Origin of the sequence: Lactobacillus sp. ESL0684, from assembly GCF_029392675.1 — a bacterium.
In the GTDB taxonomy this organism is placed as follows: domain Bacteria; phylum Bacillota; class Bacilli; order Lactobacillales; family Lactobacillaceae; genus Lactobacillus.
On sequence record NZ_CP113941.1, the window covers coordinates 1,526,637 to 1,548,767 of the forward strand.

The following is a 22,131-nucleotide window of genomic DNA, read 5'->3' on the forward strand; positions in this document are numbered from 1 at the left end:
TCATTAAAACGCAAACAAGGGCTTAACTTATAAAATTACTAAAAAGCAATTACTTAAGTCAAGTCCTTCGTTGCAACAACAAGGCTAATAAATCTTGAGCAGTGGTTATTCTAATCTTTATTTGTTTATTAAAATTATTGATTTTCATTAGAATTATCCTCCCAAAATTAACTTGTCTTTAATGTTATAAAACTAACTTTAAAATGTCAAGCGGAATTTTAAAAAATATTACTAGAATCAATTGCCACTTAGTATCTCAATTGACATCGTACGTTCTAGTTTCTACAATTAACTTAAATCGTTTTCAAAAAATGCTATGCTATATTATCCATGTTGGATAGAAATGGAGTAAATATGTCAATTCCTACTATTACTTTACGAGGTGGTATTGAATTACCTGCTGTTGGCTTTGGTACTTATCAATTACGCGCTAAATCTGGCGCTACTGAAATCAAAAACGCTATTAATAACGGCTATCGCTTAATCGACACTGCTTATAATTATGAAAATGAGGGCACGGTTGGACAGGCAATTAAGATAGCCAATGTTAGCCGTGACCAGCTAATCATCTCGTCCAAATTACCCGGACGCTACCATGAATATCAAGCAGCTCTTGATGCTATTGAAGAATCTCTTTATCGTGCAGATCTAGATTATTTTGATCTGTACTTAATCCACTGGCCTAATCCAATGAAAGATCACTACGTCGAGGCTTGGCAAGCTTTGCTAGAAGCTAAGAAACGCGGATTAATTCGGGCAGCTGGCGTATCAAACTTTCTACCAGAACACCTTGATCGACTTGAAGAAGAAACGGGCGAATTACCAGAAGTAAACCAAGTGGAAATTCATCCACTGTTTAGCCAAGCCAAACAACGACAATACGATCGTGACCACGAAATTGTTACTGAAGCTTGGAGTCCGCTTGGTGGAGCTGGCAAAAAGTTAAGTCAGCCGATTCGTGATCTACCATTAATTAAGCAATTGGCTCACAAATATCATAAAGATGGTGGGCAAATTATGTTGCGTTGGGAATATCAGCTTGGAGTTATTCCTTTGCCACGTGCCAAGAGTAGCAACCATCAACAGGCTAACCTTGATCTATTTGACTTCCAATTGACAGCCGCCGAGATGGATGCAATTACTGATTTAGACCAGCCTGATGCTCGTGTTTCTGGGCAAGATCCTCGTACTCATTTAGAACTATAATTTACTAATTAAAAACTCCTCCATGTATTGATCTGAACCCTAAAATTAAGACAAGCTAATTTCGGGGTTCGTATCAACATGAGAGGAGTTTTTTTATTTAGTATTATGACAGATATTTTTCTGCCATTTGCACTGCTACTCGACCAGAATAGACGCAATAACCTGCTTCTGATCCTGGCACATTAACACCATAAGTATTGCCAACTAACACTGCCGCTGCATCATTACCCACGGCATATAAACCAGCAAGTTTACGACCGTTAGCATCAAGCACCTCATTTCGTTCATTGACTCGCAAACCACCCATTGTGCAATACGCACCAACACCTAATTCAATTGCATAAAACGGTGCTTGACTTACAGAAGTTAAATATTGGACTGGCTTTTCAAAGTCAAGGTCTTGCCCCTGCTCACAAGCATGGTTATAAGCTTTAACCGTAGTTGCCAATTCAGGTAAGTCTATCTGATTCGCTAATTCGGCAACTGAATCAGCCTTAGTAATAAATGACCGCTTTTTATCGACTGCTTCAGTTAACATTTTTGGCAAATTAGCCAATTTAGTCTTTGTCGATAATGGCTTTAAGCTGCGTGGTAAACTGCCATTAGTAAACTTATCAATAATGCCCTGATCTAAAATTGCATAAACTCGTTCTTGGCGAATAATTGCATTGCCTGCATGTGCCCAATTATCAAAGACATTTTCTTTAACAAAGCGTTCACCAATTTCATTAACCCAGAGTGGCGCCTGCTCAGCCGAAGCAATGCCTAAATCTGACTTCCAATATTGATAAGATGGCACAGCGGATTCTTTAATTTGCCCACCAAACATCATTGCCATGCCTAAACCAAACTGTTTGGCTCCAGCTTTCCAGGCCATTGTTAAACCATCACCTGTATTTTTACCAGAATTTACTGGCACGATGCGATTAGCATTTTCATTAAAGTACTTAGCAAGCATTTTTTGATTATTTAAATAACCGCCCGTAGCAATAATTACAGCTTTAGCCATAATGGTCGCCACCGTATTACTTTCAAAATCCTGAACCTTAACTCCAGTAACTTGCTTATCTTTGCCAATTACTAAATCAGTGACAGTTGCTGATTTAATAATTTCAACTCCATGTTCACGTGCAAATGGTTCTAAACCTGCATGTATGGCCTTATTACCCAAACCGGAAAATAAGTGCCAAGTATCAATTCCTGAACCTAACGTTGCAACATTGTCAAACTGGACTCCTTTAGCCTTCAACCAATCAATATTAGCGGCACTCTGCTTAATATATTCGCGCCAAATTTTGGTATTGGCCTTGTAATGAGAATATTCTTGTTCATCATGTAAAAGTTCGGCTTGGTTGATCTCAATTCCTTGCTCTCGTTGCATTTTTGAATCTACTGCAAAGACACCTTCAACATAGTTGCCGCTACCACCAGTCGAACGCCCTTTTTCAATCACTAAGGCTTTCAAACCTTGATCAGCTGCTTGAGCCGCCGCAGACATTCCTGACAGACCACCACCAACAATTACTACATCATATTCACTATTCTTAGCTAACATCTTCTACCTCTATTTCTAAGCGCCTTCAATTAATTATAAACTTTAAATATTATGGTAGCAATGTTTCTCAGCAATAGAGTTATATAAATACTTGATAGCAAATTTAGTTATTTCTTATCCATTAATATTTCGCTATAATAATTATTACAGAACAGCTAAAGTGGTGGCTTTTTCTTCTTAAAAAGAGGTGGTGCTTATGGTGTGTATTTACACCAAACACAAATTCTCAATGAAAGGAGGATAGCCCAATATCCTATGGATATTGTTACTCTGCTCTTGCAACTAGCTACAATCGTTTGGGCTAGTTATGTCTTGGTCAATTCTTTTACAGAACTGACTAACGCCTTAACTATTTGGACAGCTGCTATTGCAAGACTGGTTTCCGTAATTAAGCAATTTTTTACGAGAAATAAAACATACTAACCTAGTAGTGGGTCAATATTCGACGGAATATTGATTCACTGCTTTTTCTTTGTTTTAAAATTGAAGCAGGGTTGAAGTTAATATGCCCTAGTTACTTTTGACGCTTGTACCTAGTACTTGACGCCCTAAATAAAACTGACAGCTTCATCAGTTAAACTTAAATCTCTTCGTAGTATGTTGGCACTTGATGTCCGGTATAGAAAATTAGATATAGTTTAGCTTGTAACTTCTACCCTGCACAATTAAGTTAGTTGGAGGTATTTGAAGATGAATAATTTAGTTGTAGTGGGAATTGACGTGAGCAGTCGTAAATCTGCTGTTTGTATCATGCTTAATAAGCAAGTCATTAAACAGTTTAATATCACCAATGATGCCATTGGTTTTCAGCAGCTACTTGATGAATTAGAATTTTATCACCAACAACCACAGATTGTCTTTGAAGCAACTGGGGTTTATTCTTGCAGATTGCAGGCTTTTCTTAACCAATATCATTATCGCTACACTATGCTTAACCCACTTAAAGCCAAACAGCAATTAGATCAATTTAGACGCAATAAAACTGATCGCCGCGATGCTAAAGATTTAGCTTACTCACAGTTTATTTATCATCGCGGACCAACTTATCTACAAGACCCTAACTATAAGCAGTTAGGTGCCATGAGTCGTTTTTATGAGCAATTAACTCATGATTTGGTTTCAGCTAAGAACCGGTTACACCGCGTATTACAGTTTACTTTTCCTGAGCTAGAAACCTTAACTAGTCATCCTGACGGTACGAATTATTGGCGCTATGTCCAAACTTTTACGCATCCACAAATCGTTAAAAATTTAGGTTACGAAGGAGTTATGCAGTATTTTTAAGCTTCCATGGTATTGGTAAGCAGCGTGCAAATAAGTTGGCAACTAACTTACTTGAACTGGCTGACACAGCTTATCCAGCAGTTGATAAAGCTGCTTTTGAAGTTGAACAAGCTAGATATTATGCTCAACGACTAACCAAACTAACTAAAGAGCGTGAAAATGTCATTCAAAAGATGTCTGACTTAGCTAGTAAATTACCCAACCGTGATCTAAAAATTCTTGAAAGTATTCCAGGTATTTCACAAATTACCGCAGTTAGATTATTAGGTGAATTAGGCGATATCAGACGTTTTCGTAATCCTAATGCCTTAAATGCCTTTGTTGGTTTAGACTTACGTCATTACCAGTCGGGCGAAATGGAATTGACTGATCATATTAGTAAACGTGGCAATCCCATTGGTCGTAAGATTCTCTACCGTACGATTGGACAAATGGATTCAGTAAGATATTCTGAGCCTTGTCACATTGCCGATTATTACGAAAAGAAAAAACGATCTTCTCAAAGTAGAAACTTCAAGAAGATCGCCATCGCAGCAGTCCACAAACTAACACGGACTGTCTACTATTTGATTGTGCATGATCAATTATATGATTATAGCGTAGTCAAAAATAAACAGGGCTTTAACTAAAACCAATTGATCATAAGATTACTATAACAGCTTAGTTCAAAAATGCAATTGGACTAAGCTTATTTGGGTTACAACATATTATCTAAGTTTAATCTACTTAAAGATAATTCTAATGACGGACTACAAGAATTATGATTTAATACCTTGATATACTTGACTTTGAGTAGAAAAAGTAATCATTTTGGCTCGGGCTGAGTTAATGATTACTTCGTAGTCTTATTACTTTGCCACCACTCTAGCAGTGGTTTCTGTAAGGAGTTCTATTTCCAGTAGAACTCCTTTTCTTTTATTATTGTAGCACATTATTTCAATGATTTAAATTACTATTCTTCCAAAAATAACCTTTTTAACTTATTCATCTTTCGTTATAATAGTTATTACAGAAACAGCTAAGGCGGTAGCTATTTTCCTTTAAAGGAAGTGGTGCTTATGGTGGTTAAACACCTAACACAAATTCTATTGAAAGGAGGTAGCCATAGTGTCTGTTGCAGACGCTATTCAATTGATGCTTTCTTTTGGCACTTTTATTGTTGCCTTGATCGCATTAATTGTTGAACTGATTAAAAATCAGTCAAAAAAATAAATCGCCTTAGCTCTAGTACAGCTAGCGATTTATCAAATCGTAATTAAGTTTTATCTACCGCTTTATGTGGTTTCTGTAAGGAGTTCTACTTGCAATAGAGCTCCTTTTCTTTTTGCTATTATAGCACATTTTGTTTCAGGGTAAAATACACCAGCACCACAACTACAATATTTCTTATTCCAAATAGAATCTAAGCCCTATTATAAAAAAGCCTATAACTTGTTGCTAACTGTGATTTTAAAGCGCTATAATTAAATAAGATTTAACTAAGGAGCTTAATAATGACTAAAAATGTGGTAATAGCGCAATTCCTCACTAACATGTATGACACTCAGCGTGGGCAAACATTACAAAATGTTGACGTCACTGACATAACTAAAGATTTATATGAATCTGTGGCTAGGTTCGATACAGAATTACATACGATTATCAATTTTGAAAATCCGACAACTCCGCCACCACTGGAAAAATTAATAACTGTTGAACCATTCAAGCATTACTTAAATAACAAATTATATTTTTTACGCTGGGAAGTTACCTTCGATTATTTATTAAAGCATCCTGAAATTGATAAAGCAGCGCTTGTTGATGCCGGCGATGTGGAAATGATGAACTATCCTTTTAATGATGTTAACGAAGGAATCATTTATGTCGGCGATGAATATAACGATCTTACTGATGGAATCATTACCTGCGATAATAAACCCTATTATTTAAATAATTTCATTCAGAAAAATCGAAGCTTACAATTATTAAATACTGGCGTCATGATCGGTACCAGAAAAACCCTGTTAGAGTTCTTGGCAATTTTAATTAAGTTAATCGTTGAAGATGCCAGAGATGAAAAATTTTATCCAGATCAAGATAACTTAGGTAGCCTTGAAATGGCGCTTACTAATTATGTGCTATACAACTTCTTTTCTGATCGAATCCAACACGGTCGCAAAATTACTAACCAATTTGAATTTGATGACCGCGATAGTCAAGCCTGGTTCAAGCATAAATAGTAATCAAACTTTATCCTAAATAAATTTTAGATAACCAAAAAAGCCCCGAAATAAATCGGAGCTTTTTATACTTATCCATCGGATAACTAGGCAACGTTAATCCTGATTAAGTGGATTAAGGTTGAGCCGTCCTTAAAGGTCAGCTGGACAGCGGCGGTCGTATCGCCAGGCACGCTGGTATCAGGAGCAGTTGCCCAGTTAATCTTGGCAATTGTCTCGGTATTGGCTAGGAAGCTGCTCGGATCGGCGAATGCTGCTGGTTCTGTCGTGGAATTCAGTGGCACGTTGATTGTCTGTGTTTGCTGGAATTGCCATTGCAGACTCTGCGGCTTAACGAGCACTGGCATTGCGACAGCTTGGGCAGTTCCGTCTTGATAATGCACGATCAGGTAGGCAAGTTGACTGCCAGCTCCAGTAAGTTCGAGATCGCTAGTGCCTTGCGCATCGCCTGACCAAGTATAGCCAGTGATAGCTTGCTTGTCGGATTCACTAAGGTCAAGATAAGCAGCAGCGGTCGGATCATTCTGCGTGTGATCAATCGTTGTTTGGCTTAAATCAAAGGTCTTTTGTTGGTCAACTTGAGCATTAAGTGCCGTTACTTGTAAGTTAACTGTCATGGTTTGCGTTGATTCATCCTTAAATTTAATTACTAGCTCGGCTTGTTGCTGACCGCGACTTGCTAGGGCTTGGTTAAAGGCCGCTGGATCAGCCCAAGTTAGACTGGCAATTGCACTTAAATCGCCAGCTAAGAAATTGCCCCACTGGGTCTGATCAGTTACTTGCGGTAAACTCGCGGTGGCACCGTTATTGACATTGATCACATGAGCAGTTAACGGCGCAGTCTGTGTATATTGATTAATAGTTGCTTGGCTCTTAATAGTTACTGTCACAGGAACTGCTTGTTCAGTGCCGTCTTGGTAATGCACCATCAAGTAGACCGTTTTAGTAGCGCCAGTCTTACCATAGTTGACCTCAACTGCGGTATCTTGATCGGATTCATCAGACCAAGTGTAATATTCTACAGGATATTGGTCAATTTGACTAAGGTCAAGGTAGTCTGCCCCATTAGCAACGTGGTCAGTCGCCGAAATTGGTGTGAGGCTGGAGTTAAAGACTACGTTGACGTCATCTTTCAGCGTTGCGCCAACCACGTTAACCTTAATCTTGAAAGCCTGCGACTTTTTCCCATTCTTAAAGACCGCACGTACAGTACCTTGGTCGTACAAGTCGAAATTACTGTTGCTGACAGAGAGATAGTCAGTTGACGGCTCCCCGTTATTGACCCACTCCAAGTGATCGATGACAGCACTGGCATTAACACTGGTGTCGTCAGTCGTTACGGATACCAATTGGTTAATCACGTCAGGATCGTAAAACTCGGGCTGCTTAGCAATTGTCACATCACCGACATCAGCGGCGTGCAATTGTAATACACCATCGGTTGCTGCAGTTACTTGATAATTGGCACTCGGATTAGCAATTGTTAAAGACACCGGAATTTGCGTTGTGGTGCCATCACCAAAAGTAACTGTTGCTGTGGCGTTAGCTGTGCCCGTAGTCGCAGTTAAGTGCCCTGTCTTGTCAATGCCATTACCACTCCAAGTAACGTCGGTCACAACGTTGTGATCATTATTGATCAGATCATAGGCTTGCTTTAAATCCGATACCGTTTTAATTGAGCCATCTGCTTGATCAGTGAATTGCAAGTATTGATCGCTAGTAGCAGCCAAATCTTGCCCAGTAGTTGCCACTAGTTTGCCAGGCTTGGCACTAGCAAGGTAACGCTCGTTATCATGCGCGCCTACCATGACATAGGTTTCGGCAGGTGGATTAGCAGAAGCGTATAATCCTTGTAGCTCCTCAAGCGTATACTTTTTACCAACTGGATGATCGACAGTACCACCATGAGCCGCATCAACAGCTTGGATATTAATTCCATTGTAATCAAAATAAGCATTTTTATCAAAATGTTGTGCTGGTAATGTAAATACAAATTTATATTTAGAACCGAGTCCAGAAAACATATAGCTAAAATGTTGTACCTTACTTGTATCAAAATTACTTAAGTCTAGGTTTGTTAAACTGTGCATGTCACGAAACATGCCAGACATATCAGTTGCTTGACTGGTATCAAAATTACGCAAATCTAGTGTTATAAAACTATCTCCTTCAAACATGTACGACATATCGGTTACTTGACTCGTGTTAAAGTTACTTAAATCTAAATTAGTCAAATTTGAATCAGCACCAAACATCCGCGTCATATTCGTTACTCTACTGGTATCAAAGTTGCTTAAATCTAAACTGGTTAAATTGGTAGCATCATAAAACATTAGTGACATATCAGTTACCTGACTTGTGTTAAAACTACTTAAATCTACGTTAGTTAGACTGTTAGTACTAGAAAACATAGCTAACATATTAGTCACCCGACTAGTATCAAAGCTGCTTAAATCTAGATTGGTTAGTTTACTATCAATATAAAACATTCCATACATACTAGTTACTTGACTCGTGTCCACTTGGTTTAATCCACTAATATCTTCTAACTGACTTAAACCATAAATGGGAGCAGAAAACATACCATTGCTGTTTTCTGGAAGAACAATTGGATCATCAATCATAATATGAGTGATATTATTATACAAATTACTATCTAAGCCAGTTACTAAACTGTTAGCAAGTTGATTACCATCTGCACCAGCCTTAACATGCAAGGTTTTGGAACTAGGGTCCCACAGAATATCACAATCGCCATTTTTACCGAGATTTTCTAATTGTACTGGTTCAGTTGGTTGCTCATCATCGGTCGTTGACGTTGTTACATCAGTGCTAGTAGGTGTAGTATCTTCAGAAGCATTAGTTATCGATTCTGACGTTTCTTCAGAATTTTCTGGAGCTTGCGGTTTAGTTGCTGTGTCATCATCTGCAGCAGCAGTCACCTGAGTTGTTTCAGCTGGAGTACTAGTCTCTGAATCAGACATCAAAAACTTTTTCAATCCAGAATAGGTATTGAGGCCTGCAGTCTGACTAGTATCATCTGCTGCTTGTACGTCATCATTGGTAGCAGCGCTAGCAGTCTGGCTATTAACACCCAAGAAGGTTAAGCCTAATAGTACTGAAGCTGTTCCAATTGATAGCTTTCGAATTGAAAAGCGTTGCTTTTCAGCCCGTATCTGAAGAGAGTTCATTCGCTCTCTTTGCTTTTTACTCAACATAATTTCTCCTTATAATTATTAATTTTATTTCCAACTATGAAACCGGTTTCTAAATAGGATAAAATAATTATAATACAAATTATATAAAAAACATATGTTATTTATATACTAATTCGAAATCTATCTATACCATCTGAAAGCTTCTCTTGTTTAAATATCAGTTTAATACTTGATTAACAATAATCTCACCTCATCACACCACAGAAAAGTCTTAGCTTTCAGCTTCACAATCAACTAATTCAAACTCAAAAAAGCCTAAATTATCATTTAAGAAAATATTATCTTTAAAATGCTAATACAGTATTGCTAATTGCTATTTTAAAGCGCTATAATTAAATAAGATTTAACTAAGGAGCTTAACAATGACTAAAAATGTGGTAATAGCGCAATTTTTTGCCAACATGTATGACACTCAACGTCAGCAAACTTTGCAAAATATCGACATCACTGACATAACTAAAGATTTATATGAATCTGTGGCTAGATTTGATACAGAATTACATACGATTATCAACTTTGAAAATCCGACCACCCCTCCACCACTGGAAAAATTAATAACTATCGAGCCATTCAAGTATTATTTAAATAACAAATTATATTTTTTACGCTGGGAAGTTACCTTCGATTATCTATTAAAGCATCCTGAAATTGATAAAGCAGCGCTTGTTGATGCCGGCGATGTGGAAATGATGAACTATCCTTTTAATGATGTTAAAGAAGGGATCATCTATGTTGGCGATGAATATATTGACCTTACTGGTGGCATCATTACTGGCGATAATAAACCTAAATATCTAGCGGATTTTGTTAAGAAAAATCGACACTTACAATTATTAAATACTGGCGTCATGGTCGGCACCAGAAAAACCCTGTTAGAGTTCTTGGCAATTCTAATCAAGTTAATCGTTGAAGATGCTAGAAATGAAAAATTCTATCCAGATCAAGACCATTTAGGTAATTATGAAATGGCGATTACCTGCTACGTTTTATACAAATTCTTTTCAGGACGTATCTGTCATGGTCGAAAGGTCAACACTCGTTACAAGTACAGTGAACGTAATACTACTTCCTGGTTTAAGCACAAATAAAAGGAGTTAATAATGAACGAACAAGAATTTTTGAATCGCTTCAAGAATAAAATCTTTTCTTATCAAGTTAAAGCAGATGTTGGTAATTGGATGTCGGTTCAATTAGCACCTAGAGGAGATTTAGCAATTATTTTTGCTAGTGATCACACCCTAAAATTCCCATCACATGTTGGCTTCTATCCAACAGAACGGTGTTGGGAATTTGATGAGGCAAATCAACAGATTATTTTAAAAGACATCGACAATACTAAAATTCTCAGCCAGTACCAATTACCACAAACAGTTATAGATCATCAATTTATTCTTACTAAAGTAAACGAACCGAAAAATCGCTATATCTGCTATGAGACGATCGACTTTGACCAGGAAGTCAACTTCCAGCCAGACGTCTTAGCTTGTCAACGATTAATTTTATTACCAGAACAAACTAGCTCTGATGAAGAACAGAAATTGCTTCAAGAATATACCATCAAGTATTGCTGCGAGGCTAAACAATTAACTCCTCCAGACTCTGATCCATGGTCATTAATTGAAACAGCTTGGTCAGCCATTACTAATGACACGAATCTTAAAACGGTGTGTTTAATCCTTGCTGGTCAATCTGATTTAAGCCAGGAACTTCTAAATGACCAGTTAACTATTCAAAATCAACCTGAGCAAGCCACCTGGATTTCTGGACAAAGAGATCAAGTGATTGTTGTTTTAGCTCAATTGTTAGTTAAGCACTATCATGAACAACTAGCCGAAGGCTCCCTGTCAACTCCATTAGCACTATTACCGACAATAGTGACTGAATAATTCATAGTAAACAAAATATCCTAGCAATCGACTTAAAAGTTGCTTGCTAGGATATTTTTTAGTTAAAAATCGCTAATTTACTCAATTCATAATTACCTTTTTCAGTAATTCTGTTGGTGTTGCTGGCTCTGCTCCATTCAACAACTGCTGATTATGCATGATTAGCAATTGCGATAAGGCTGAGAGGACTTCTGCTCTATTTTCAGTTGCAGATCGCAAGCTCTTGGTATCGTCTTGAGAAAAAGCTTTACCATCTAGATTATTACCTCCCGAAAAGATGATATAAGCCACCTTCAGATCGCGTTGCTGAGCGATCTCTGACCATACTTGATCGATGAATTGCCAGTCATTATTACAATTAAGAAAACTTACTTCATAGCCAATCTTGGTAGCAAAATCACTAATTAAGTCTTTTTCAGTTGCAGACTGGGACGTATTAACAAATAACCGCCGTTGCCGACTCAGAATACTCTGCGGCTGTACTGCTTTATTAAAATCAAAGTTATTATGACAGATATATCTTTTCCGTTCATCAGCGACATTATTCAAGATAAGATAATTATCATCAAGCGACACGGCATAAGTTGCAATGATCTTAGTTCCTGCCTCATCCTTAAAAATTAGATGTTGCCTTTCTTGATCAAATTCCCAGGCTCGTTCTTCAGGATAAAAGGGAATGTTAGTTACAAAGTCTAACGTATGATCAGGTCGAAGCACAATAATCAAAAACTTATTGGGATCGCCCATAGCAACATAAGCCCAGTTCCCCGCATCGGTTTTATGTTGAAAATCATATTCTTTATTAAGCAGTTCACTTTCATTCATTTCCACTATTACCTACTTTACTTATGCCTAAACCAGGATTTAACCGCATGCTCTTCATTCTTAAAACGCGTGGTTACCTTCCTACCGTGACAAATTCGTTCATTAAAATAGTTGTAAGCTATAAAATTAGTTAAAGCCATTTCAAAATTACCCAAATGCTCCTGATTAGCGTTAAACTTACTGACAACTAAATCATCAGTTAGCAATTTAACAAATATTTCTAAAAATTCTAGTAATATTTTTCTACTACCAACAATCACACCTGCATTTAGTAATTGTAAATACTGATTTCTTTCAACAAAATCATTTAAATAACTTGGCTTCAAGTCATTCTTAACAATGGGATTATCAAGGTAATTATTTTCATCACCAATATATAAGATATCGTCCTGAAGATTAGTAAATGGATAATTAAGCAGTTCAACATCCCCTGCATCAACTAGCGCCGCTTGATCAATCTCTGGGTGGTATAACAGATATTCATAGGTTACCTCCCAGCGTAAAAAATACATATTATCACTCAAATAATTGTGAGGATCAACCTGAACCACGTTAAGCAATGGCCACTTCTCCGCTAGCTTCGCAAAATTTCCCAAGATAGTCAGTTCAGTATCATAGCGAGCAACCGACTTGTACAATGGCTTAATTAGCTCAGTAACGTTATTACGACTTACTACTTGATGACCAGGCTGAGTATCTCGCATATTAACAAAAAACTGGGTAATTACCATATTTTTCCCCATTCCGTTACCTCCATTAAAATTTCTGTCCGTATTTACTTTGCAATAGTTGATAAATGTGCCGTTCAAACCAATCAGACATCACGGCTGTGGCATCGTTATGGCGACCATCATATGCCTTAGCTAATACATAGGAAGTAGGATAATTCTTTTGCAAAAATTCTCTTAATTGGTTATATGCCAAAAGATCATAATCATCATTTTTCATATAGCTAATAATAAAATCCGTGTTGGTGAAGGTTCCGTTATGTAGCTGTTGCCACATAAGCTTGTCAACCTTTTGACAAGCCTCGTGACTATCACTACCTTCAAGCATCAACACCATATCAGCCGCACATTGAAAATCATCCGGTCGATTAATTCGTAAATTCTCTGCAATCGTCCCTAAATTTAATAGTGGCTTACCAAGTACAATACCACCCGGATTAAGTTGTGCACCATAATACAGCGACGCAAATGTTCCCATTGACATCCCAGTTAATACCAAATCCTTAACTGTAAAATGCAACTGGTCTAAACAATCAGTGATAATGGTTCTTATCTTACTTACTAAACTTTGATCACCGATAAAGAAAGTCCCACCTTCGCCGCGATTATCATTTAACAATAAGTAGGGTACACCTTTAGAGTGTAGTATCCCCCGCCCCTCAAAGACCTCAGCGCTATGATAACCACCAAAATAGACCGTCAATGGTGGCTTTAAGTTCCCTGGATTAAACAAGTAATCAATTTCACCATCAAGTGAGTTTTGATCAAAGACTGCTGTTCCACCTAACTCAAATAAGCCATACCGTCCTCGCGAGCGCCGTTGATGCATTGACCCGAGTAAGACACTACCTTGTCCGCAGACATAATAATAAACACTATAATAAAAATCACCATCGATACCATCAATGATAATCTTGCCATGATCTTGAATTAAATCTGCACCACTCTTAACAAACTTATTTAATAATTTATCACCATCAACCGTAAAGCATTGAACTTCAATTTTGATTTGCGCAGAACCAGTCGTTCTTAAATCAAACTTCAGCTCCGTTGCATAACGCTCAGGGACACTAACACTGTAAGCCAAACGGCCAACATAATGCCATTTATCAGCAAAATTACAATCGATCTGCAAACAAGTATTACCATAATAACTAACTTGATTCTGTATATCTGGTGACACGGTAATCTTATCAATCGTTGCTCGATAACCAACTTCGGTATCAAAAAGATAACGATTAATGTCTGCCGCTACATCTTCAGGGGCGATTTTAAAGGCTCCACGAAAATCCAAAATAGCTTGTGCTTGTTCGCTTAGCACCGCATCTTGACTATAGAATACCCGATATGCAGGCAATTGATTCAAAAGCTCCAATTTACTGAGCCAAGGAGAAGTACTATCAAGATAAAAGTAAGAGAACAAATATTTAGAATTAAAAATTTCTCGCTTAAAAACCGGTGATTGCGCATGTTGCTGCATATTTTGCGGATCAGCCCAAAGATAAGTGCAGTCTGTCAATGCATCAGCCAAATCCTCTAATGGTTGACTACCACTATGAAACAAAAAGGTTGTGCGGCCTTTGCTTTTACTCATTTTCTAATACCTGCTTCCACTTTTTCAGTATCAGATTAAGCGAAGATTGCTTAATCAATCCCACATCTTCGACTACTGCCCGATTCCATTTAGCCAGATCAGTGATAAAAGCAGCTAGTGCTTGCGTAATTAATTGATCTTGCTGGATAATAAAGCCATTTTGATCATTCTTAACTAAGCCATTAGCCTGGCGAACTACTTGGGGGATGCCGGATTTAACAGCTTCCAGCTGCAATTGATAATCAGTCATCACATCTGTATCCAAAAACAAATACACTTTTCTAAGCAAGTTTACCTTGTCTGTGTATTGCAGTCTTTCTGGACAAGAAAAACGATTGATGGCAGCGAGTTGCTGTACTTCAGCTAATTCATTAGGAGCCAAATCTGTTAAGGCAACCTGATCATCTAATTCGGCAATCTTTGCCTTAAACTTGGTAACAAAATCTTTAGTTGTCTGCTTAAATAACTTAATCTGCTCAACATTAGCATCAATGACAACTTTTAAATTTTCATGTTCTTTTAGTAGTTTGAGTAGCTGATCATAAATAGCCAAAAAGCGCTCGTTAGTTAATTCACCCACGTGCCAATAGATTGTCTTACTCTCTGCTTCCATACTGGTACCTAAAGCAAAATTGGCAAAATATAACGGAATTAGCTGGCAATTAGGCATAAAAACAACGCCTGCTTGTTTAACAATTCCTAAAAAGATCTTTTTAAAAGTCTCATTTTGAAACAAATAGCTATCTTGCTGGATAATGCCACTAAAATTATTATTTATTAATTGCTGTTCATCAGTAAAATAATAATAAACTTTTGCTTGTAGTAAATATGGCCGTAAGTTAATGCTATCAATACTTGGCTCAACAATCAGCTGCTGACCAACGATATGCTTTTGTAAAAATTCATTTTCAACAGCTGCCAAATCACGATACGCTTGCTTTTTGAATCTAGAATGTTGTCTTGGCGGAATCGTAATCGTACCATCTTGGGCCTGAGTCATTACCAAGTCACCAGTAGCGCTAAACCATTGCTTCTTGATTAACACATCATTATTATCGAAGAATTGCCGACTACTACAAAAGCCCCGTAAGTCAAATCGCTCAACCTCATGACCGGCTTCTTTATAATAAGTGATCGTCTTCAGGTAGCCCTTAATGTCTTGGTCAATATTCATAATATGTTTATCACCATCATAGACACTGGTAATATTACCATCTAAAAATAACCTAACGTTCAGTTTGTACTCCTCTGGTAGCTGCAAATCATTCAGGGTTAACGGGGCACCAACTTGGCTAATACCTTGAATCTCATCAAAGAGATAAATAACCTCTGATTGAACTTCTAATAGCTCATCAACATAGCGATCAGCATCTTCAGCCAGCAATAAGATTTGACTGTCATAACCCATTGCTTGAAAATTTTGGGCTAAATCTAACAGCGTATTCTTTTGATAAAAATTATTAGTTATGTGCAAATCAGGAATTAGTGTCAACATTTTCTTCATCAACTTCAGTCAAAATCTAAGCTTATTTCAAATCAATCACATACAGGTGTTCGCTATCAAGCGTTTGATATTCCTGCTCAATCATATAAATAATTGTCAATAAAATAAACAAATTACCAATAAACGGCGTCAGGTTAGCCCAGCTTGGCCACCAAAGCCCCAATACTAGTGGCCAAACACTAATCGCCACAATTATTAAACTGCTGACCCAAGTCAACCGTTTGAATTTCTGCATAATAAACTGCTCTGTTTTGGTTCCAGGAATAACATGATAAAAATAATTGCCATTTTCCTTCAATTTACGTGCTTTAATACTTGGTTGCAACGTAATCATCCCAAAGACAAAGTTTAAAATAACAATAACTAACGCGTAAAAGATAATCCCAGACGGACGGTTAATCGAAATCAATTGATAAATCGTATCCTTAAGTTCAAATGAACTATGCTTAACTAGCATTGGTAATAACATAAACACTGACGTTGAAAACATAAATGGCATTGACCCGGCAGTTAATAATTTAATTGGGAAATACGACTGGGCGAATCGACTACTGAGTTGGGGATCAGATAACGGAATCCGCTCTTCTGCATGTATTAAAATCACCCCAATCACAACAATTACCAAGGCAATCAAAATTACTACCATTGTATTAATAACAGTGAAGTGAAATTTTGTTGTACCCCACCCCTTAGTTATTAATGATGGCAATGATAAAACCAGCTGTGGTACTAATAACACCGCGGAACTACCAATCCCTCGCTCAGTAATAACGTTCGCTAGAAAAATCGAAATCATTCCGCCAGTTACTAACAATAAGATCGTTAATGCAAAACTAATATCCGTTCCCAGAAAATAAACTGGCATTAGTGCTTGTTTAAAATTAACTACATAGAGAAAAGCTTGCAAAATACCGACAATTAAGCTAACAAAGTTAGTAAAAATATCTATAGTATGTTGGGGAATTTGCCGCAAGCTTTTCAAATCTAACGAATTAATTGCTTGTAAAATAATATTAGTTGTCATATATGGTCCGATGCCAAGCATCAATAACGCTGGTCTGCTAGTCTGAGCACCGGTATACATTCCTAGAACCTCGATTAACGTATTAGCTTGCAGATACTTAGCAGCGACATGCGGTTTAATAAACGGAATTATAATAAATTGCCCCAAAAAGTAAACCGTCACTAATAAAATTGTCCACAGTATCCGTTTTTGTACGACCCGCGTTTTCATCATAGTTTAAATTCTTTCTTCATTACTAAGCAAAATAAATCTGCATTCCCTTGACTTCATTGCCGCTAACCTCTGAACAGAGGACATTCTGCATTGCTGCATTCAAAATTGCTTGCTTCATCTGCTTAAAACTAGCCAAGGCTTCTTTTTGATACTCCGATAACGGATTATCCTGTCCGGTAGCCCGTTGAACGACAACATTACGCAAGTCCTCTAGATTATCAACTTCATCAACCCACGCATCATCGATTGCCTTAACGATTGTTAAGCGCTCATAATATTGCCAAGCTTCTTCATTTTTAAAATAACGCTTTTTCTCTCTGAAAGCCTGCATCGCCAATTTATTTAAAAACTGTTTCTTTTCTTTGGTCGAAGCTAAATTTACCTGCTGCACATCATAGTGCTTGGTGGTAATGTTCTCACAGATAAAATCACTAAATTGGGCTAGAGTGATGTCGGACTTTTGGGCAAAGTCAGTAATGGCTTCACGAATACAATGGATTACTACTTGATCCAATTCCTGATTCATCTGCATAACTTCTCGACGTGTCTGATAAACCGCCTCACGTTGCAACCGCGAAATCTCACCATACTCCAGTACCATAAATCTCGACGACTGATCTTCATACTTCACACTGTCTTGCAGCCGTTTAAATAATTTACGATAATGTCGACTACGTTCTACTTCCTGATTACTATCCTGCTCATGCTTAGCAACTTTGCGCTTAATCCGCTTTGACGGAAAACGACTGAGCAGTTGGTCTTGCAACGATGTATAAAAGACAGTTGTTCCTGGCTGACCTTGCCGACCGGATCTGCCTCGCAATTGACTGTCGATTCTACTGAGTGGCATTTTTTCTGTACCAACAACTAATAAGCCACCAGCTTTTTTGGCTTCAGGCGATAAAATAATATCAGTTCCGCGTCCAGCTAGTGAAGTTGAAACAGTCACCATCCCTGATTGACCAGCAATCTTAATCATTTCTGCTTCTTGTGCTGTTGAACGCGCGTTAAGCAAACTATGCGGAATATGAGCCTGCAATAGTAATTCGGAGTACAAATCTGAAAGTGATAATGACCCAGTTTCTACTAAAACTGGTCTTTTTTCTCGATAGCTCTTTTTAACTAAATCAAGTGATGCCAATAGCTTGGCCTCTGCTGTGTAAAAAACACGGTCAGGTAAGTCACGCCGAATACTTGCCTGGTTAGTTGGTACCTCAATAACATTCAAGCGGTAAACTTGCATCAATTCCTTCTTATCATCTTTAGCAGTTCCCGACATCCCAGCCAATTGAGCAAATAAGCGGAACAAGTTCTGATAAGTAATGGAAGCAATTGCCTGTGTTTTCTCGCTAGTTTCTAAACCTTCCTTAGTTTCAATTGCTTGGTGTAACCCGTTCTGCATTTGCATACCGGTCATTTTACGACCACTATTTTTGTCAAGCAGAACAATCTTACTATCTTCGACAATGTAATCTCGATCACGCATCTCGATAGTATTGGCCTGCAGGGCAAAGACTAAGTGACAGTATAAATCGGCATATTCTTCAGCCAAAATATCCTCAACTTCAAAGAACTCGTTAGCATGTCTTAGACCACGTTCCAGAAACCAGACTTTTTTACGATCTAGACTCAATTCATAGTCGACATGCTCCTGACAAATCTTGACAAATTTATCGGCTAACTTAGGATAATTAGATTTTCCTTTCGGTTGCCCAGAAATTACCAGCGGCGTAGTAGCTAAATCAAGCAAAATTGCATCAACTTCATCAATTAAGGCAAACTTAAATTTTGGTAAATATTGCTGCTTAGTCACACTAACTAAGTTATTAGTCAGATAGTCAAAGCCAAACGTACCGCCATCTGTATAGACAATGTCATTGGCATAAATCGCCTTTTTCTGTGAAAATTCGCTATCTTGAGCTTCGTCATCTTCAGAAGCAGTCATGTTATAGCCCACACTTAGACCTAGCCAGTTATAGACACGCCCCATTTCAGTAGCATCACGCTTAGCTAAATAATCGTTGGCGGTAATTAGAAAGTTGCCACTGCCAGTCAAACCATGCAAATACATCGGCATAGTCGCGGTTAGCGTCTTACCCTCACCAGTCCGCATTTCAATAACATTGTGATCCTGCATTGCCACTGCACCAAATATTTGGACTGGATAAGGTGTCAGACCAAGTACCCGCTCATCAGCGACACAAACGGTGGCATAAGCCTCAACCATCAAGGCATCAAGCTTAGCACCTTGTGCTAGTCGCTTGCGAAATTCGCTAGTCTTAGCTTGTAAGTCGTCATCACTTAGTGATTGATATTTAGAAATTAATTTAAGGATTTTGTTGGTTTTGCGCCAATAACGGTGATTTTTTAAATGCATTTTTTACTTTATTATTTCAAATTAAACAGAGGATAGATTATGCCAATCAGAATTCCAGCGCCAACCAGAAGATTCATCATGATAACTAGCCATTCTGATTTAGTCTTTTTTCTGTCCTTCATTACTGGCAATTGCGTCTTTTCATGGGCAAAATCCTGCTGAATTTTGTCAGTCAATGGATCTTTCATTGGTTAAACCCTCTACAAGTTAAAGCAAGACATCAATTTTCTTGAGCGTAGCCTTTTCTTTTTTCAACTTCTTATAAGCCTTATTATTCATCTTAACTGACTCAATATACGGAATATTATTCTCTAAAATCCCCGATAAGTTGCCACGCACTTGACCATTCTCGTCTACCGGATCTTCATTTAAGTAAAAATGATTATGTGACTTGGTAGCTCGTAATGAATCAAGTTCAATTCCTAAGAAGTTGATATTAACCGTATCGTCCTCGGTCATCATCTGCCCCAACTGATCAATATAAAAGTCCAAAAGATTATCATATTTAGCAATTACTTCATGTTCCTTAGGATCCTCAACAGTAATAAAATTGAGCATTCCCTCATAATAAAAGTAACGAATTATTGGTTGGCCTTGCATGTCAACGAATTCAATTTCTTGTAATTGACCGTTAGCATAATACAAGTGACTATAAACACTGCCGTCCGAAGCATATTCTTCAATAAAATCGTAGCTACCATCAGGATTTAAATAACGAATATCTTGTGTTGCGCGCCGAGTATTAGGAAATAAATATTCTTGAGCAATAAAGACTCCTTGATCGTCAACGAAAACACTGCCATCCTTCTGCATTTGCACATAATCCCTAGATGGAATATTAACTTCATTAAAATAACGATAGCTCTTAGGATCATAGGTTCGCTTAGTAATGTGGTCGATTAGCGTTGTCCCACTTAAGCCATTCTCTTGCAAAAAGTTACGCATATTCGGCATTGAGGTCAAGCAAAGTAACTGACCATTATTTTTTTGTGCTCGTTTTTTGATAGCGGCTAAAATATCACCGCCCAAGTTATTAACCTGATTAATTAGTTCGTAATCCATCAACTAGTTCCTTCCATTGTTTTGCGATTGCACTATTGCGATATTTATCAATTCCAACTTGCGTATTACGACGTAATTTTACGTAATCTGCCTTGAGCAAACGGGTAATCCCCTCTTTAATTTGTGCGACATTAAAGTCATCATCATCACGCTTTAGTTCCTGGACAAAGCCATTTTCACCATCACGAATTAGTTGTGTGGCACCGAAGCGCGCGTTGAAGGTCACCACTGGTAATGCAGCATTCAGTGCTTCGATATAAGTTAACCCGAAACCTTCTGAAAATGAAGTAGAAATAAAGGCATCATGCCTTGGATAAACCAACTCTAAGTGTTGCGATAAGCCGCGTACGTGAATATATTTTTCAGCATGCTTTTCTTTAACAAGATCTTCTAAATGTTGCTTTTCTTCACCAGCACCATAAATATCAAAGGAAATATTCTCCCCCTCATCATGCAATTCGGCAACTGCCTTAACCGCAATATCGACGTGCTTTTCTTTAGCCAGACGCGAAGCCGTAATCAGCTTCAAGCCTTTACGGTCGCGATCCTTAATATCTTTTGGTCGATCGCTAATGCCCCCAACCGGAATTGCTGAAATCTTTTGTGCTTCCTGAGGAAAATCGATTAGCAAGTCTTGCCTTTGCTGCTCTGTTGAGACAACTACTTGGTCAACCTTGTTCAAGTGATCTAGCAAGTATTCATAATAATTATTCCAGAACGGCTTGTCTGGATCCTTACGATCTGCCAAGTGATCGGCATGGATTAGATAAATAAGCTTCGCATCAGGAATTGGTTCATTCATTAAGGCTTCATCAGCCCAATCGCCACGGTCAATATAGAAGTTGCTCTTACCGCCAAAGAAACGGTCAAGTTCACTGAAGAAGTAGTGATATAGCCTTACCACATTAGCAAAGAAGAGATGTTCACCATTTTGAGAATAGAGGTGGAAGTTTTGCATACGATTTTCTTCATGGGCATTATCCACGGTTTCGTATGACACCTTCAATTCACCAGTCTTGGTATTGAAAATTTGCGTTTGATAAGTTCTAACCAATAATATTTTACTATCAGGCTCCTGTTTATTCTGTTGTTTAACAAAGTGATGCACAATATGCATTCCCGAGTCGGTGTACAGCTCATTAAGCCGCATCGTATTAGTGTTGTCACTCAATGTTCTAGCCTTCTTTTCAGGGAAGGTTTCTGTTAGACCATCTTTTAGGTAATCGTCTCCTAAGACAAAGTATTCCCACATATTAATGACATTTTGCTCTTTCAAGCGCCATTTAGCCATGGCTTTATGCAGTTCTGGTACTTTTGCTAAAAAGACAAAGCGATAAGGTAGCTTCGCTTCTTCAAATCGTTTGGCACGATAAAATTCGGAATGCTCAATTCCGGAATTTCCCATCCCCATTGCTTGATTAATAAAAAAATCCATT

17 protein-coding genes and 1 pseudogene are annotated in these 22,131 nt (G+C 37.8%); 7 read left to right on the forward strand and 11 right to left on the reverse strand.

The annotated features are described in order from the left end of the window. Positions 1-330 precede the first annotated feature (330 nt). Entirely contained in the window at positions 331-1,206 is an 876-nt protein-coding gene (locus OZX56_RS07525; RefSeq protein ID WP_277139452.1) for an aldo/keto reductase, read from the forward strand. A gap of 103 nt (positions 1,207-1,309) precedes the next feature. Here the strand turns inward: OZX56_RS07525 and OZX56_RS07530 are convergent, their stop codons facing one another. Beyond that, the gene (locus tag OZX56_RS07530; protein ID WP_277125816.1) at positions 1,310-2,761 is read right to left on the reverse strand and encodes an FAD-dependent oxidoreductase; all 1,452 of its coding nucleotides are present in this window, start codon (positions 2,759-2,761) and stop codon (positions 1,310-1,312) included. Between the two features lie 255 nt (positions 2,762-3,016). On the opposite strand from OZX56_RS07530, the gene OZX56_RS07535 reads away from it, so the two are divergent. The 4 genes and pseudogenes from OZX56_RS07535 to OZX56_RS07550 all read left to right on the forward strand — a co-directional run bounded on the left by OZX56_RS07535 (position 3,017) and on the right by OZX56_RS07550 (position 6,264). Then, a complete protein-coding gene (locus OZX56_RS07535) occupies positions 3,017-3,184 on the forward strand; it encodes a hypothetical protein (RefSeq protein WP_277139453.1) in 168 nt (55 codons plus the stop codon). Between the two features lie 267 nt (positions 3,185-3,451). Then, positions 3,452-4,674: pseudogene (locus tag OZX56_RS07540) on the forward strand (IS110 family transposase). 478 nt (positions 4,675-5,152) lie between these two features. Further along, positions 5,153-5,257 carry a putative holin-like toxin gene (locus tag OZX56_RS07545; RefSeq protein ID WP_348635956.1) on the forward strand — a complete coding sequence of 35 codons (105 nt, stop codon included), beginning with the start codon at positions 5,153-5,155 and terminating at the stop codon, positions 5,255-5,257. Positions 5,258-5,538: 281 nt separating this feature from the next. Further along, positions 5,539-6,264 carry a hypothetical protein gene (locus tag OZX56_RS07550; protein ID WP_277139454.1) on the forward strand — a complete coding sequence of 242 codons (726 nt, stop codon included), beginning with the start codon at positions 5,539-5,541 and terminating at the stop codon, positions 6,262-6,264. Between the two features lie 86 nt (positions 6,265-6,350). Here the strand turns inward: OZX56_RS07550 and OZX56_RS07555 are convergent, their stop codons facing one another. Then, positions 6,351-9,482, reverse strand: coding sequence for a BspA family leucine-rich repeat surface protein (locus OZX56_RS07555; protein ID WP_277139455.1), 3,132 nt, complete (start codon positions 9,480-9,482; stop codon positions 6,351-6,353). A gap of 362 nt (positions 9,483-9,844) precedes the next feature. Here OZX56_RS07555 and OZX56_RS07560 point away from each other — a divergent pair, with 362 nt between their 5' ends. Next, entirely contained in the window at positions 9,845-10,570 is a 726-nt protein-coding gene (locus OZX56_RS07560) for a hypothetical protein (protein WP_277139456.1), read from the forward strand. A 12-nt stretch (positions 10,571-10,582) separates the two neighbouring features. After that, positions 10,583-11,368, forward strand: coding sequence for a hypothetical protein (locus OZX56_RS07565; RefSeq protein WP_277139457.1), 786 nt, complete (start codon positions 10,583-10,585; stop codon positions 11,366-11,368). An 81-nt stretch (positions 11,369-11,449) separates the two neighbouring features. On the opposite strand, the gene OZX56_RS07570 is transcribed toward OZX56_RS07565, so the two are convergent. From OZX56_RS07570 to OZX56_RS07610, 9 genes are read right to left on the reverse strand one after another with little or no spacing between them, the layout of a single operon-like run. Continuing rightward, the gene (locus OZX56_RS07570) at positions 11,450-12,193 is read right to left on the reverse strand and encodes a hypothetical protein (RefSeq protein ID WP_277139458.1); all 744 of its coding nucleotides are present in this window, start codon (positions 12,191-12,193) and stop codon (positions 11,450-11,452) included. 17 nt (positions 12,194-12,210) lie between these two features. After that, positions 12,211-12,936, reverse strand: coding sequence for a hypothetical protein (locus OZX56_RS07575; RefSeq protein WP_277139459.1), 726 nt, complete (start codon positions 12,934-12,936; stop codon positions 12,211-12,213). Positions 12,937-12,949: 13 nt separating this feature from the next. Next, positions 12,950-14,515 carry an accessory Sec system protein Asp2 gene (gene asp2, locus OZX56_RS07580; RefSeq protein WP_277139460.1) on the reverse strand — a complete coding sequence of 522 codons (1,566 nt, stop codon included), beginning with the start codon at positions 14,513-14,515 and terminating at the stop codon, positions 12,950-12,952. Then, on the reverse strand, positions 14,508-16,019 hold the full coding sequence (gene asp1, locus OZX56_RS07585; protein WP_277139461.1) for an accessory Sec system protein Asp1: 1,512 nt from the start codon (positions 16,017-16,019) through the stop codon (positions 14,508-14,510). The genes asp2 and asp1 overlap by 8 nt, the downstream gene beginning before the upstream one ends. A 22-nt stretch (positions 16,020-16,041) precedes the next feature. Then, a complete protein-coding gene (locus tag OZX56_RS07590) occupies positions 16,042-17,256 on the reverse strand; it encodes a hypothetical protein (RefSeq protein WP_277139462.1) in 1,215 nt (404 codons plus the stop codon). Between the two features lie 22 nt (positions 17,257-17,278). Then, positions 17,279-19,633: a preprotein translocase subunit SecA gene (gene secA, locus OZX56_RS07595; protein ID WP_277139463.1), complete on the reverse strand. Its 2,355-nt coding sequence runs from the start codon at positions 19,631-19,633 to the stop codon at positions 17,279-17,281. 11 nt (positions 19,634-19,644) lie between these two features. Beyond that, a complete protein-coding gene (locus OZX56_RS07600; RefSeq protein ID WP_277125801.1) occupies positions 19,645-19,821 on the reverse strand; it encodes a hypothetical protein in 177 nt (58 codons plus the stop codon). A gap of 19 nt (positions 19,822-19,840) precedes the next feature. Beyond that, positions 19,841-20,695, reverse strand: coding sequence for a hypothetical protein (locus OZX56_RS07605; RefSeq protein WP_277139464.1), 855 nt, complete (start codon positions 20,693-20,695; stop codon positions 19,841-19,843). Next, entirely contained in the window at positions 20,676-22,130 is a 1,455-nt protein-coding gene (locus OZX56_RS07610; protein ID WP_277139465.1) for a glycosyltransferase, read from the reverse strand. The genes OZX56_RS07605 and OZX56_RS07610 overlap by 20 nt, the downstream gene beginning before the upstream one ends. Position 22,131: the final 1 nt, after the last annotated feature.

What these genes read in the sequence shown, in the direction of transcription:
- OZX56_RS07525 (WP_277139452.1), top strand. Translation starts at nt 331, where the DNA reads ATGTTGGATAGAAATGGAGTAAATATGTCAATTCCTACTATTACTTTA.
- OZX56_RS07530 (WP_277125816.1), bottom strand. Translation starts at nt 2,761, where the DNA reads ATGTTAGCTAAGAATAGTGAATATGATGTAGTAATTGTTGGTGGTGGT.
- OZX56_RS07535 (WP_277139453.1), top strand. Translation starts at nt 3,017, where the DNA reads ATGGATATTGTTACTCTGCTCTTGCAACTAGCTACAATCGTTTGGGCT.
- OZX56_RS07550 (WP_277139454.1), top strand. Translation starts at nt 5,539, where the DNA reads ATGACTAAAAATGTGGTAATAGCGCAATTCCTCACTAACATGTATGAC.
- OZX56_RS07555 (WP_277139455.1), bottom strand. Translation starts at nt 9,482, where the DNA reads ATGTTGAGTAAAAAGCAAAGAGAGCGAATGAACTCTCTTCAGATACGG.
- OZX56_RS07560 (WP_277139456.1), top strand. Translation starts at nt 9,845, where the DNA reads ATGACTAAAAATGTGGTAATAGCGCAATTTTTTGCCAACATGTATGAC.
- OZX56_RS07565 (WP_277139457.1), top strand. Translation starts at nt 10,583, where the DNA reads ATGAACGAACAAGAATTTTTGAATCGCTTCAAGAATAAAATCTTTTCT.
- OZX56_RS07570 (WP_277139458.1), bottom strand. Translation starts at nt 12,193, where the DNA reads ATGAATGAAAGTGAACTGCTTAATAAAGAATATGATTTTCAACATAAA.
- OZX56_RS07575 (WP_277139459.1), bottom strand. Translation starts at nt 12,936, where the DNA reads ATGGGGAAAAATATGGTAATTACCCAGTTTTTTGTTAATATGCGAGAT.
- asp2 (WP_277139460.1), bottom strand. Translation starts at nt 14,515, where the DNA reads ATGAGTAAAAGCAAAGGCCGCACAACCTTTTTGTTTCATAGTGGTAGT.
- asp1 (WP_277139461.1), bottom strand. Translation starts at nt 16,019, where the DNA reads ATGAAGAAAATGTTGACACTAATTCCTGATTTGCACATAACTAATAAT.
- OZX56_RS07590 (WP_277139462.1), bottom strand. Translation starts at nt 17,256, where the DNA reads ATGATGAAAACGCGGGTCGTACAAAAACGGATACTGTGGACAATTTTA.
- secA (WP_277139463.1), bottom strand. Translation starts at nt 19,633, where the DNA reads ATGCATTTAAAAAATCACCGTTATTGGCGCAAAACCAACAAAATCCTT.
- OZX56_RS07600 (WP_277125801.1), bottom strand. Translation starts at nt 19,821, where the DNA reads ATGAAAGATCCATTGACTGACAAAATTCAGCAGGATTTTGCCCATGAA.
- OZX56_RS07605 (WP_277139464.1), bottom strand. Translation starts at nt 20,695, where the DNA reads ATGGATTACGAACTAATTAATCAGGTTAATAACTTGGGCGGTGATATT.
- OZX56_RS07610 (WP_277139465.1), bottom strand. Translation starts at nt 22,130, where the DNA reads ATGGATTTTTTTATTAATCAAGCAATGGGGATGGGAAATTCCGGAATT.